General features: G+C 73.8%; 17 protein-coding genes. 13 read left to right on the top strand and 4 right to left on the bottom strand.

Going from position 1 to position 12,165, the window contains the following annotated elements; translation table 11 throughout:
* Positions 1-381 precede the first annotated feature (381 nt).
* The 11 genes from ABD52_RS03505 to ABD52_RS03460 all read left to right on the top strand — a co-directional run bounded on the left by ABD52_RS03505 (position 382) and on the right by ABD52_RS03460 (position 8,622).
* Positions 382-897: a MaoC family dehydratase gene (locus tag ABD52_RS03505; RefSeq protein WP_013283894.1), complete on the top strand. Its 516-nt coding sequence runs from the start codon at positions 382-384 to the stop codon at positions 895-897.
* A gap of 95 nt (positions 898-992) precedes the next feature.
* Positions 993-1,484, top strand: a complete 492-nt coding sequence (locus tag ABD52_RS03500) for a hypothetical protein (RefSeq protein WP_047890761.1) — start codon at positions 993-995, stop codon at positions 1,482-1,484.
* Between the two features lie 34 nt (positions 1,485-1,518).
* Positions 1,519-2,142, top strand: a complete 624-nt coding sequence (locus tag ABD52_RS03495) for an RNA methyltransferase (RefSeq protein WP_030273632.1) — start codon at positions 1,519-1,521, stop codon at positions 2,140-2,142.
* Positions 2,143-2,244: 102 nt separating this feature from the next.
* On the top strand, positions 2,245-2,931 hold the full coding sequence (locus ABD52_RS03490) for a DUF6758 family protein (RefSeq protein WP_327652719.1): 687 nt from the start codon (positions 2,245-2,247) through the stop codon (positions 2,929-2,931).
* Between the two features lie 118 nt (positions 2,932-3,049).
* The gene (locus ABD52_RS40070) at positions 3,050-3,208 is read left to right on the top strand and encodes a hypothetical protein (protein WP_013283898.1); all 159 of its coding nucleotides are present in this window, start codon (positions 3,050-3,052) and stop codon (positions 3,206-3,208) included.
* 6 nt (positions 3,209-3,214) lie between these two features.
* Positions 3,215-4,066: a PH domain-containing protein gene (locus tag ABD52_RS03485; protein ID WP_013473907.1), complete on the top strand. Its 852-nt coding sequence runs from the start codon at positions 3,215-3,217 to the stop codon at positions 4,064-4,066.
* A gap of 93 nt (positions 4,067-4,159) precedes the next feature.
* Positions 4,160-4,867, top strand: a complete 708-nt coding sequence (locus ABD52_RS03480) for a SigE family RNA polymerase sigma factor (protein ID WP_047890760.1) — start codon at positions 4,160-4,162, stop codon at positions 4,865-4,867.
* Between the two features lie 56 nt (positions 4,868-4,923).
* A complete protein-coding gene (locus ABD52_RS03475) occupies positions 4,924-6,141 on the top strand; it encodes a hypothetical protein (protein ID WP_235437319.1) in 1,218 nt (405 codons plus the stop codon).
* A gap of 10 nt (positions 6,142-6,151) precedes the next feature.
* Complete coding sequence (locus ABD52_RS03470) at positions 6,152-7,018, top strand: PHP domain-containing protein (protein ID WP_047890758.1); 867 nt, start codon at positions 6,152-6,154, stop codon at positions 7,016-7,018.
* A gap of 31 nt (positions 7,019-7,049) precedes the next feature.
* Positions 7,050-7,664 (top strand): MarC family protein, encoded by a 615-nt coding sequence (locus ABD52_RS03465; protein WP_013283903.1) that lies wholly within the window; start codon positions 7,050-7,052, stop codon positions 7,662-7,664.
* 124 nt (positions 7,665-7,788) lie between these two features.
* The gene (locus tag ABD52_RS03460; protein WP_222947505.1) at positions 7,789-8,622 is read left to right on the top strand and encodes a PD-(D/E)XK nuclease family protein; all 834 of its coding nucleotides are present in this window, start codon (positions 7,789-7,791) and stop codon (positions 8,620-8,622) included.
* A gap of 13 nt (positions 8,623-8,635) precedes the next feature.
* On the opposite strand, the gene ABD52_RS03455 is transcribed toward ABD52_RS03460, so the two are convergent.
* Both ABD52_RS03455 and ABD52_RS03450 read right to left on the bottom strand, forming a co-directional pair.
* Positions 8,636-9,487: an oxygenase MpaB family protein gene (locus ABD52_RS03455; RefSeq protein WP_013283905.1), complete on the bottom strand. Its 852-nt coding sequence runs from the start codon at positions 9,485-9,487 to the stop codon at positions 8,636-8,638.
* 80 nt (positions 9,488-9,567) lie between these two features.
* Entirely contained in the window at positions 9,568-9,996 is a 429-nt protein-coding gene (locus ABD52_RS03450; RefSeq protein ID WP_013473912.1) for a Fur family transcriptional regulator, read from the bottom strand.
* A 161-nt stretch (positions 9,997-10,157) separates the two neighbouring features.
* Here ABD52_RS03450 and ABD52_RS03445 point away from each other — a divergent pair, with 161 nt between their 5' ends.
* Positions 10,158-10,640, top strand: a complete 483-nt coding sequence (locus ABD52_RS03445; RefSeq protein ID WP_013473913.1) for a DUF2231 domain-containing protein — start codon at positions 10,158-10,160, stop codon at positions 10,638-10,640.
* A gap of 10 nt (positions 10,641-10,650) precedes the next feature.
* Here ABD52_RS03445 and ABD52_RS38000 read toward each other — a convergent pair whose 3' ends face one another.
* Positions 10,651-11,196 (bottom strand): hypothetical protein, encoded by a 546-nt coding sequence (locus ABD52_RS38000; RefSeq protein WP_047890756.1) that lies wholly within the window; start codon positions 11,194-11,196, stop codon positions 10,651-10,653.
* 186 nt (positions 11,197-11,382) lie between these two features.
* Between ABD52_RS38000 and ABD52_RS40065 the strand changes: the two genes are divergently transcribed.
* The gene (locus tag ABD52_RS40065) at positions 11,383-11,559 is read left to right on the top strand and encodes a hypothetical protein (protein ID WP_174361685.1); all 177 of its coding nucleotides are present in this window, start codon (positions 11,383-11,385) and stop codon (positions 11,557-11,559) included.
* A gap of 5 nt (positions 11,560-11,564) precedes the next feature.
* Here the strand turns inward: ABD52_RS40065 and ABD52_RS03430 are convergent, their stop codons facing one another.
* On the bottom strand, positions 11,565-12,041 hold the full coding sequence (locus ABD52_RS03430; protein WP_013473914.1) for a hypothetical protein: 477 nt from the start codon (positions 12,039-12,041) through the stop codon (positions 11,565-11,567).
* Positions 12,042-12,165: the final 124 nt, after the last annotated feature.

Genomic DNA, 12,165 nt, shown 5'->3' with positions numbered 1-12,165 from the left:
CGCACTTGCGTGACGGGACGTGATGGGAGCGTTTCCAAGGAGATCACTCTCAGTTTCTGCTACGTCTCGGTAACTTCGGGCTTGACGAGCATCTATCCGGCCTGCGGAGATCGCTTATCGACCTCGTGTCGGTTACTTTGAGTAGTGTTACGAAAAGGTAAATGTGACCTCCGTCTCTGTCGGCGACGGGTGGTCGTACGGCAGAATTCTTCGCATCAGAGCGTGGGCGGCGGGTGCCGGGGAGGGCCCCGCCGCTCATTGCGTCCGGACCTCGGTGGCCCCGGTGTGACATTTCCGCCGGGCGAGCGCCCCGCCCCTCGCCTTAACAAGCGATAAGGCATGCTGTGCCGAACTCCATCGCCGCCCGTGAAGGGGACAAGGATGCAGTTCGGCCGCTACTACGAGGAGTTCGAGGTCGGCGCGGTCTACCGGCACTGGCCGGGCAAGACGGTCACCGAGTACGACGACCACCTCTTCTGCCTGCTCACCATGAACCACCACCCGCTGCACATGGACGCGCACTACGCCGAGTCCGCCTCGCAGTTCAAGCGCAACGTGGTGGTCGGCAACTACATCTACTCGCTGCTGCTGGGCATGTCCGTGCCGGACGTCAGCGGCAAGGCGATCGCCAACCTGGAGATCGAGTCGCTGCGGCACGTCGCACCGACGTTCCACGGCGACACCATCTACGGCGAGACGACGGTGCTGGACAAGCGGGAGTCGGCCTCGAAGCCCGACCGCGGCGTGGTCGCGGTCGAGACCCGCGGCTACAACCAGGACGGCACGCTCGTCTGTGTGTTCCGCCGCAAGGTCATGGTCCCCAAGAAGGAGTACGCGGCCGCCGCCGTCCCGGACGGCGTCGACCCGGAGCGTCCCAGCTTCCCCGAGCCGCGCTGACCTCGCGTCCGTCCGGCCACCGGGCCTCGTTCTCCGTTCGGCGGGGACGGGGCCCGGACCTCGTCCGGGGGCATATGCTCGGGCTGGAGGTTCCCATGAGCCACTCCGTAGCCGGAGAGCCGCCTTCCGCCGGTCGCCGTGCCGCACCGCTCACCACCGCCGCCTACTCGGCGGCGGAGTGGGACCTGCTGACCGACCTGCCGGGCCGCGTCCTCGTCGCCGCCGCCTCACCCGGACCCGGGCGCCCGCCGCGTGGCGTCGCCGCCGGTCTGGCCGGCCTGGACGCGGTGGCCGCCGGCCGGGCCTTCGACAGCGATCTCGTCCGCGCCGTGGTGGCCGCCATCTACGCCCGCCACGACGGGACCACCGAGCGGGACAAGCGCCTCACCGACCTGGTCGACCTGCTGGCCGCCGCCCGGGCCGCGGTACGGGTGCTGCGCCGTCGTGCCGACCCGGCCGACTCGGCGGCGTACCGGCAGTGGGTGGAGTCGGTCGCCGCCCGGGTGTGCCGGGCCGGGCAGACCGCGCCGAGCCCCGCCGACACACGCTTCCTCGACCGGCTGGGCGGCGCGCTCGACCTGCGCTGACCGGGGACGCCGCCGGGCCGTACCCTCGGCAACCGTGACCGACGACCAGCTCGACGTGGGTGTGGGGCCGTGGCCCGGTGACCCGCCGGACGACCCGCGCTACGACCCGGAGCTGCTCACCGCCGGGGACCGGCGCAACGTGGTGGACCGCTACCGCTACTGGCGGCGCGAGGCGGTGGTGGCCGACCTGGACCGGCGCCGGCACGACTTCCACGTGGCGATCGAGAACTGGCAGCACGACTTCAACATCGGCACCGTGGTCCGCAACGCCAACGCCTTCCTCGCCGCCGAGGTGCACATCGTCGGGCGGCGGCGGTGGAACCGGCGGGGCGCCATGGTGACCGACCGCTATCAGCACGTCCGGCACCACCCGACGATCGAGGAGTTCGTCGCGTGGGCGCGCGACGAGCGGTTGCCGGTGGTCGGGATCGACAACCTGCCCGGCTCCCGGCCGATGGAGACCGCGGTGCTGCCGCGCCGCTGCGTGCTCCTGTTCGGCCAGGAGGGGCCTGGTCTGTCGGCGGTGGCCCGGTCGGCGTGCGACGCGCTGTTCTCGATCGCCCAGTACGGCTCGACCCGGTCCATCAACGCGGGCGTGGCCAGCGGCATCGCCATGCACGCCTGGATCCGGTCGTACGCCGGGCCGCCGCCGGACTGAACGCCGCGTGGGTCCACCGCCGGACGGAAATCCCACGTTCGTCGGCCCGCCCCGCTTGACGCCTCGCGGGTCCGGGGTGACGGTGAGGGTGTGACTGTCGCGGTGAGTTGTCCGAAGTGCGCGGGCCCGGTGCGCGAGCCGGATCTGATGCACGCCGAGCACCGGTGCGTGCGCTGCGGCCCGGTCGCGCCGCTGCACGTGCCGGAGCACATCAGTGCCGAGATCATGGCCAGCGTGGTGGAGCGGATGGCCGCCGACCCCGACCCGGCAGGCCGGCTCCGGATGCCGCTGTGGTGCCCGTGGCCGCTCCCGCCGGGCTGGACGCTCACCGGCGTGGCGTGGGCGGGCGACGACCGCGCGGGCGTACGGGCCACGCTCGTCGCCTGCGCCGGTCCGGCCCCCCTGGACGGTGGCCCGGCCGACCTGATCTTCGTCGCCGAGGAACCCGGCGTCGGTCTCGGTTCCCGCTTCGCGGGACTGCCCGGACCCGACCCCGGCCCACAGGTGGAGGAGGCGCTCACCGATCCCGGCCCTGGTCATCCCGAGCGCCTGCCGCACGCGAAGATCCGGGTGGGCGGCCATCCGACTCCACTGTGGCTCGTCCGCTCCGAAACGGATCGAAGCGCGTACGCCGGCGAGGCTCGGGGAATGTGGCTCCATGCGATAGCCTGGCCGGCGAGTGCGGGTCACCTCCTCGCGGAAGAAGTCGTGCTGCACGACCTCACCGAGTGGACACCGCCCGAACTCGTGTACGGCGCACCATCTCCGTACCTGCACGGGCGGGCCTGACCGGCTCGCCACGGCTAGTCGGAGAGCGGACGCAGATATTCACGGTAAGACACCATGCTGATACTCTGGGTGCCGCTGCGGTAAACGGACCCGGCGCCGCGCGAGAGGATGGCCCGCTATGGTCAAGAAGGTCCTCACCTGGGCCGGCATCGCATTCTTGATCTTCTTTGTTGCGTACCGGCCCAACTCCGCCGCCGACGTCTTCAAGTCTCTCGGCGGCGGCATCATGGACATCGCGCAGGGCTTCGGCGACTTCTTCACCAACCTCGTCGCCTAGCCGCCCATGGGAAGCCCCTCCGGTCCACCCTTCGACCCGGACGACCCCGACCGGGCACGCCGGGAGCGCGACACCGAGCCGATCCCCCGGATCGACCCGGACGACCCGGCCGGTTACGGCCCCGGCCCGTACGCGGACGCGGACGACGCCGGTTACGGCAGCGCCTACACCGGTGAGGGGCGGTCCGGCCGGGCCTGGACGCGTGACCCGGACGGCTTCCCGGACCAGCCGATCTCCGAGGACGAGCTGGCCGGGCTGCGGTCCGACGCCTCCGGCATGGCACCCCGCCGGGTGCTGCCGCTGGAGGACGAGCCCAGCTCGCTCGTGGCGCGTTACCTCTTCCCCACCGAGCGCTACCGGGGCGAGTGGAAGCGGCACTGGATCCACCTCACCACCCCGATCATCGTCGGCGTGGCGGCCACGTTCGTGCTCGGCTACCTCTCCGGCTTCCTCGCCGGGCGGGACGTCGGCGCGTTGACCACCGTCGCCGTGCTGCTCTGGTTCGCCGTGATGGGCTGGGTGGCCTGGAAGGTCGCCGACTGGTGGTACGACCGGTTCATCCTGACCAACAAGCGGGTGATGGTGGTCAACGGGATCATCACCCGGCAGGTCGCGATGATGCCGCTCACCCGGGTCACCGACATGAAGTACGAGCAGAGCCCGACCGGCCGCGCCCTCAACTACGGCACGTTCGTGCTGGAGTCCGCCGGTCAGGAACAGGCACTCCGAGTGATCAAGAACCTGCCCAACCCGAACGAGCTCTACCTGCGCGTGGTCGAGGAGATGTACGAGCCGCAGGCGGTCGAGGCGCGGCTGGGCAAGGAAGCCGACGAGGCCAAGGCCGACGACGGAGCCTGAAACTTTTCGTCCGAACATCGGATGAACTGCACACCTTCCGCCATCGACCCGACCGGGCAGGCCGTGGCATTCTGCCAGGCAGGACGGGGGGAGATGAGTGTGGTGGTGAGCAGAGATCCGCTGGAGGAGGAGTTCCGCGAGTTCGTCGCGGCCCGGTCCGGCGCACTGCTGCGCACCGCGTACCTGCTCGCCGGTGACTGGGCCACCGCCGAGGATCTGCTCCAGACCGCGCTGACCAAGACCTACCTCGCCTGGAAGCGGCTCGGCGGGATCGACGCCATCGAGCCGTACGCCCGCCGGGTCATGGTCAACACGTCCACCAGCTGGTGGCGGCGCCGCTGGCACGGCGAGCGCCCCACCGAGGTGCTGCCGGAGCGCGCCGGCGTCGACGAGATCGAGCAGCAACTCGACCGGGACGCGCTCTGGCGGCACCTTCAGGCGCTGCCGGCCCGGCAGCGCGCCGTGCTGGTGCTGCGCTTCTACGAGGACATGTCCGAGGCGCAGACAGCCGCGCTGCTGGAGATCTCCCCGGGCACTGTGAAGAGCCAGACCTCCCGTGCGCTGAACACGCTGCGCCGCCGGCTCGGCTCCGAGGCGGCCCTGAGCCTGCCCACGCCGGCCGACGCGCCCGCCGCGACCCCGCCTGCCTCGCCCGCCGCAGCCGGCCGGTCCGTCCCGCCGGCCCGGGGCGCCGAGCCGACCCGTACCCCGGCGCGACGGCCCGCCGCCCGGGTGCCCCGACCGCTCCCACCCGCGACTCCGGTCCGCCCCGCCGTCCCGATCGCGGCGAAGAGCCGATGAGCGGCACCCGGCAGCACTGTGACAACCGGACGGGCAGCCCGGAGCGTCCATTCCCCGTGAGCGACGACGAGCTGGAGCGGGCGCTGCGGGAGACCCTGTCCCGCCGCGTCGAGACGTCCCGCCCGCTGCCCGCCGACCCGGCCGGGGAGATCCTGCGCCGGGCGCGGCGCACGGGCCGGCGGCGTACGCTCACCGGCCTGGCCCTGGCCGGGGTCGCCACCGTTGTCGTCACCACCGGAGTGGCCCAGTTCAGCGCACCGGGCGGCGACGGCGGCACGCCCACAGTGGTGCTCGGCGATCCGCCCGTCCTCTTCCCGTCCCCGCAGACCTCCGGGCCGTCCTCGGTCACCCGCTTCGGGCCGGTCCGCGCCGAACTCGACCTGCTCGTCGGTGACCGGCTGGACACCAGCGGCGGCGAACGGCGGCAGCTGACCGGTGTGAGCGGCGTCGAACGGGCGCAGCGGATCCACGAGCAGGAGGGCTGGCTGCTCACCTCGGCGGCCACCGTCGCCGGCCGTACCCTCTGGTGGGTGCCGGTCGGTGGCACCGCGCCGCAGGTCATGCTCGCCGCCGCGGACGCGGTGGCGATCTCCCCGGACGGCCGCCAGGTCGCCTGGCGGGACGGCACGGACGTGATCGCCGCCGGTGTGGTCGCCGGCCAGCTCATCGCGCCGGTCCGGATCGCCGCGCCGGAGGGCGCCGTGCCGGTCGGCTTCGCCGGCGACACCGTGCTGATCCGGCAGCCCGGCGACGGCGGGATGAGCGTCTGGGACCGCGCGCTGGGCGGACAGCCGGGCCCGGTGAACCCGGCCGTCCGCACCGTCTACGGCACCCGGCCCGACGGCCGGGTGGTCGGCCTGGTCGCCGCCGGCCGGGACCAGCAGCTCTGCCTGGCCCTGCTCGACCCGGCCCGGGACCTCGCCCCGGTGCGTACCGGATGCGGCCCGAAGCTGGCCACCGACGGACTCGGCGCCGTCTCCTTCGACGGCCGGTGGCTGCTCGCGAACGGCACGTCGCGCACCGCCCTCCTGGTCGACCTGGCCGACCCGGCCAGCCCGGTCACCCACCCGGCCGGCCCGGTGCTGGCCGGCGGCGTGGCCTGGACCCGGGGCGGCGTGGCGCTGCACGTGGACGCGAGCGGCGGGCTGGTCCGGGTCAAGCCCGAGCGGGTGCTGGCCGGTGACCGGCCCACGGCCGCGAAGGTCGAAGGGCTGGCGCCGGAGGACCGCCCGGTGGTGGTGGCCGACGTCCCCACGGTGCCGGACGGGGCGTAGCGTCGGGCGGGTGAGCGTCCCCGCCCGCATCGACCTGCACACCCACTCCACCGCCAGCGACGGCACCCTGACGCCCGCCGAACTGGTCCGGGCCGCCGCCGAGGCCGGGCTCGACGTGGTGGCACTCACCGACCACGACACCACCGCGGGCTGGGCGCCCGCCGTCGCCGCCCTGCCGCCCGGCCTCACCCTGATCCGCGGCGCGGAGATCTCCTGCCGGTGGTTCGGCGCCGAACCGGCGATCCCGCTGCACCTCCTCGCGTACCTGTTCGACCCGGCCGAGCCGCACCTGGCCGCGGAACTGGCCCGGGTCCGCCGGGCCCGCGAGGAACGCGGCGAGCGCATCGTCCGGCTGCTCCAGGCCGACGGCATCCCGGTGAGCTGGACGGAGATCCTGGTCGGCGCGGGCGGCGGCACCGTAGGCCGCCCGCACATCGCGCAGGCGCTGATCCGGGCCGGTCTGGTCACCACCACCACCGAGGCGTTCGGGCCGGACTGGCTCGGCGAGCGATACCGGCTGCCGAAGGACGACATCGAGGTGTTCCAGGCGGTGGCGCTGGTGCGGGCGGCCGGTGGCGTGCCCGTCTTCGCCCACCCGAGGGCCAGCAGGCGCGGCCGGATCGTGCCGGACGAGCTGATCGCGAACCTGGCGGCGGCCGGCCTGGCCGGGCTGGAGGCCGACCACGAGGACCACGACCCGGCCGAGCGCGCGCACGTCCGCGGGCTCGCCGCCGACCTGGGACTGCTGGTCACCGGCTCGTCCGACTTCCACGGCACGCACAAGACGGTCCGGCTCGGCGCGCACACCACCGACCCCGAGGCGTACGAGCGGATCGTCGCGCAGGCCCGCGGGGTGACCCCTGTCGCTTCGAGCTGAAGCGATCCGACGGCACGGCTACCGTGTCCGCGTGGATCTCAAGCTCTTCGGCGAGGTCTTCGTGACCCTGCTGGTGATCGTCGACCCGCCCGGAATGATGCCCATCTTCCTCGCGCTGACCGGGCCGCTGCCCGCGCGCGACCGGAACCGGGCCGCCTGGCAGGCCGTGGCGCTGGCGCTCGGGGTCATCGTGATCTTCGCGGTGGCGGGGCAGACGATCCTGGCGTACCTGCACGTCGACCTGCCCGCCCTCCAGGCGGCGGGCGGCCTGCTGCTGATCCTGGTCGCGCTGGAGTTGCTGACCGGCAAGGCGGACGACCCGAGCAACCAGGTCACCTCCAACATCGCGCTGGTGCCGCTCGGCACCCCGCTGCTGGCCGGGCCGGGCGCCATCGTGGCGACCATGCTGTTCGTGCAGCAGGCCGGCGGCGCCGTCGACTACCTCGCCATCGGGCTCGCCATCGTCGCGGTGATGGTCACCGTCTGGGTGGTGCTGCGCTTCTCCGGCGGGATCGTCAAGGTGCTGCGCCCCGGCGGAATCGAGGTGCTGACCCGGATCGCCGGTCTGCTGCTGGCCGCCATCGCGGTGCAGCTCATCGCCGACGCGATCGCCGCGTTCGTGACCCAGTACCTCAACAACGCCTGAGCGGGTCCGTCCGCTGTCGTATGCGGATGGCAGGATTCTCCGCGTGCGACGACAGTCAGCAGCCAGCGGCTCCAAGGCTCCCCGACCCCGCGCCGAGCAGTCCGAGCAGCTCGGCTTCGAGGGCATGCCGGAACGCCTGTTCGTCTGCACACCGAGCAAGCTCGGCGCGTACGCGGACTGTCCCCGCCGCTACCGCTACGCCTACGTGGACCGGCCCGCGCCGCCCAAGGGCCCGCCGTGGGCGCACAACTCGCTCGGCGCGAGCGTCCACACCGCGCTGAAGAACTGGTACGCGCTGGCCCCCGACCGCCGCCGCCCCGAGGTGCTCGGCACGCTGCTCAAGGGCACCTGGGTCCGCGAGGGCTACCGCGACGACGAGCAGGAGCGCGACGCCTTCCGGCGGGCGCTGACCTGGCTGGAGAGCTACGTGGCGGGCCTCGACCCGGCCGACGAGCCGCTCGGCGTGGAACGGGTGGTCGCGGTCAAGACCGCGGTGCTCGCGTTCAATGGCCGCACCGACCGGATCGACTCGCGTCCCGGCCCGGACGGGCGGCCCGAGCTGGTCATCGTCGACTACAAGACCGGCCGCACCGGGCTCGACGCCGACGACGCGCGCGGCTCGCAGGCGCTCGCGCTCTACGCGTACGCGGCCGAGCGGGTGTTCCGCAAGCCGTGCCGCCGGGTCGAGCTGCACCACCTGCCGACCGGCACCGTCGCCGCGCACGAGCACACGCCGGAGTCCCTGAACCGGCAGCTCACCCGCGCCGAGGACACCGCCCGCGACATCATGGCCGCCGAGCGCGCGGTGGCCGACGGCGCCGACCCCGACGCGGCGTTCCCCACTGAGCCGGGCCCGCGGTGCGGCTGGTGCGACTACCGGCGTACGTGCCCGACCGGCGCGCAGACCCCGGGCAAGGAGCCCTGGTCCGCAGTCGAGCGTTTCGCCGACCCGGAGTGAGTGCGCGACGCCGTCAGGCCGCGGTCAGGCGGGCGGCGCGTTCCTTGGCGGCCTGCTGCAACGGGCCCTCCCGGTAGCGCCGGGGCACCGCGGCCAGCGCCAGCCGCAGCGCCCGCGCGCTCAGGTCCGCCGACAGAGCGGTGGTGGGCAGGCCCAGCCCGCCGTAGAGCCGCAACGCCCACGGCGGCAGCATCCCCAGCGCGGTGGCGGCGATCCCGAAGTACGCCCAGCGCGGCGGACCCAGGTTCAGGCCGACCCGCGCCGGCAGGCTGAGCTTCCACGGGATCGGCGGCGCGGTCAGGAACACCGCGGTCTCGGCCGCCTCCCGGGTCATCCGCAACTGCGGGCGTACGTCCCGGTAGTAGTCGGCCACCTCGGCGGCGGTACCCGGCACGTCGTCCGGGTCCAGCCCGACCAGGGCCGCCGACCGGCGCTGCTCGGTGTAGTAGCCGTCCACCTCGTCGTCGGTGAGCGCCAGCCCGGACCGCCGGGCGGTGCTCACGAACGACTCGACCTCGGTGACGTGCACCCAGCGCAGCAGCTCCGGATCGTCGACGCGGAACTCCTCACCGGTGAACGGGTCGGTGGCGCGCATCCGGGCGTGCCGCGTACGCAGCCGTCGCCCGGCCGCCTCCGCCTCGGTCGTGGTGCCGTAGATCGTCGTTCCCACGTACGTCGCCGTGCGGACGAGCCGCCCCCAGGCGTCGGTGCGGTAGTTGCTGTTCTGGGCGACGCCGGCCATCGCGCGAGGGTGCAGCGCCTGGAGGTAGAGCGAGCGCAGGCCGGCGACGATCAGGATCGGTTCCTCGTGCACCTTCCACGTGACCGATCCCGGACCGAAGAGGCCGAGGTCTTCGGTGTCCACCGATCAAGAGTGCCACGCGCCGTCGTCGGCCGTCCTCGGTGCGGCGGCCAGTCGACGTGCGGCGGTCGTCGGTGCGGCGGTCAGTCGTCGGCGGAGCGGCGGGACTGGCAGGTAGGGCAGAGGCCCCAGAAGGTCACTTCCGCCTCGTCCAGCTCGAAGCCGTGCGCCACGTTCGGGTCCAGACAGGGGGCGCTGCCGACCGCGCAGTCCACGTCGGCGATCTCCCCGCAGCCCCGGCACACCACGTGGTGGTGGTTGTCGCCGACCCGGGCCTCGTACCGTGCGGGACTGCCGGCCGGCTCGATCCGGCGGGAAAGCCCGGCCCGGGACAGGGCGCCGAGGACGTCGTAGACGGCCTGGGTGGAGACCGAGTCGATCCGCCGGCGGACCCGCCGGGTGATCTCGTCGACCTCCAGGTGACCGCCGGCGGAGAGCACGTCCAGCACGGCGAGACGCGGCCGGGTGACCCGTAGGCCCCTCGACCGGAGCAGCTCCTCACCTGTGGACATGGATCCATGACAGCACGGCTCAGGCGGGCCGACAAGCGAGCGTTGTTCACCCGTGGCCGGGGCCACAGGTGAACCGGCACCGCCGCGCCCGCGTGTATCGAAGAAGACGGCGTCACGCCGTACGCTGAGCGCGCCAAACCACCCACTCGCCGGAGGTGTCGGTGTTCAGGGAAATCAACGGTCTGCCCGTCCACGTGCTCGTCATCCACGCGGCGGTGGTGCTGGTGCCGCTGCTGGCACTGCTCGCCGTCGCGTACGGGGTGCTGCCCCGCTGGCGGCCCCGCCTCGGCTGGGCGGTCGCGGCGCTCGCCGTGGCCACCCCGATCGTCGCCTGGGTGGCGACCGAGTCCGGCGAGGAGCTGGAGGAGGCCCTGCGCGCGAAGGGCTATCCGCCGGACCGGCTCCAGCAGATCCACGAGCACGCCGAGTACGGCGACACGCTGTTCTGGTTCGCGCTCGGGCTCGGCGTCGTGGCGCTGCTGCTCGTGCTGTCGACGAGCCGCCTCGTCGCGGGCCGGAACCTGCCCCGCTGGCTCCCGATCGTGCTCACCGTCGTGGTGGCGGTGCTCGCGGTCTTCGCGATCGTGTACGTCTACCTGACCGGGGACAGCGGCGCCAAGATGGTCTGGGACGGCGTCGTCTGACCGGTACGGCTCAGAACAGCACCCGCGAGCAGAGCAGGCAGGTGAGCAGCACCAGCACCACTGCGACGGCTGCCCCGATGCCGTAGGTGAGCCGCTGCGCGCGCTGCTCCGCCTGGTCCATCGCGGCCATGTCCTGCGGCGGGAGCCGTCGGGGCGGTGACGGCTGCACGTGTACCGGTGGCCGCCAGCCGGGCGGCGGAGGCGTGCTCGGCGGCGGTCCCGCGTACCCCGAGGGCGGTGGGCCACCAGCGGGCGACCCCGGCCACGCGCCGCCGGCCACCGTCCAGCCGCCCGCCGCCTCCGGCCGGGCCCACGGGCTGTCGGTGGCCGCCTCGCGTGACCACGGGCTGGCGGTCCCGGCCGGTTCGGCGGTGCGGTCCGATTCACAGTCTCCGCCGGCGTCACCGGGCCGGGCTCCGGGACCGGCCGGGTGGGCGTCCGCGCTGTCCGCGCCGTCCCGGGGGACCGCCCCGGGGGCGTTCTCCGCGGCGGGTGCCGGTTGGTCCGGGCGTCGCCAGGTCTCGTCGTCGGGGCTGCCACCGCTCGGCGTCGTCACGCCGTCCGACGCTACCAACGCCCCGGGCCGGTCGGCCGCCCGACGCGTCGATCACCGCCACCCCGGCCCGTCGCGCCCTGTGTGTGGCGTTCCGACGGCTCCCGGCCCGGTACGGCCGGGCTCGGGACGATCCGGCCGGTCCCGGGGATCGAGCCGGCGCCCTGTTCGGCGGTATCGTTGCTGCTCGTGACCGACCCCGCCATCCGGACACCGCGCGACGACGACGACCGCGTGGTCGACCTCAGCGACGACTTCGTGGTGCTGCCCGAGCAGACCAGCGACGACACCGACCGCGGCTGGGGCGAGCGCCCCGGCGGCAACGACGACTGGCTGCTCGCCGAACGCCCCCCGCACTGGGGCTGATCGCGTCAGCCGCGTACCACCACGGCGAATCGACTGCCCTCCGGCAACCCGACCGCCCGCCTGGCCTGCTCCGGCGGCAGCGCCAGGTAGAGCGCAGAGGAGCCGTCGACCGCGCCGGTGGCGCCGACCACGTCGAGCACCAGCGCGCGCGGAGCTAGCAGCGTCGGGTCGGGCGAACCGCCGGCCGGCACGACGAGCAGGTCGACGCGGGCACCCGGGCGCAGCACCGCGAGCGCGGCCGGCTCGGCCAGCCGGATCGGCACGCCGACCGCACCGGCCGGCAGGGCGGGGGTGCCGCCGGACGGCGACGCCGTCGCCGAGGCGGCCGGCAGGACGCGGGGTGGTGGGCAGGACGGCGGCGTCCGGAGCACCGCAGCGGCCAGGCCGAGCAGCACCGCGACGAGCGTCACCCGCAGCAGCGTCCGGCGCCGGGGCAGCCCGCGCCAGCGGACCGGACGCAACGTCGCCTCGCCATCCGTCACCGCTGCCTCCCGCCGCCGGTCAACCGTCCGACCCGCAGGCTAGGCCCGGCCTCCCGGCTCCCGCCGCCCCACCGCCCGCCCCTGTGGATAACCCGCCGCCCTGTGGAAAACCGTTCCCCCGGGG

This window comes from Micromonospora sp. RV43, from assembly GCF_001029515.1.
Classification (GTDB): domain Bacteria; phylum Actinomycetota; class Actinomycetes; order Mycobacteriales; family Micromonosporaceae; genus Micromonospora; species Micromonospora aurantiaca.
This window is presented reverse-complemented; position numbering and strand designations above follow the sequence as displayed.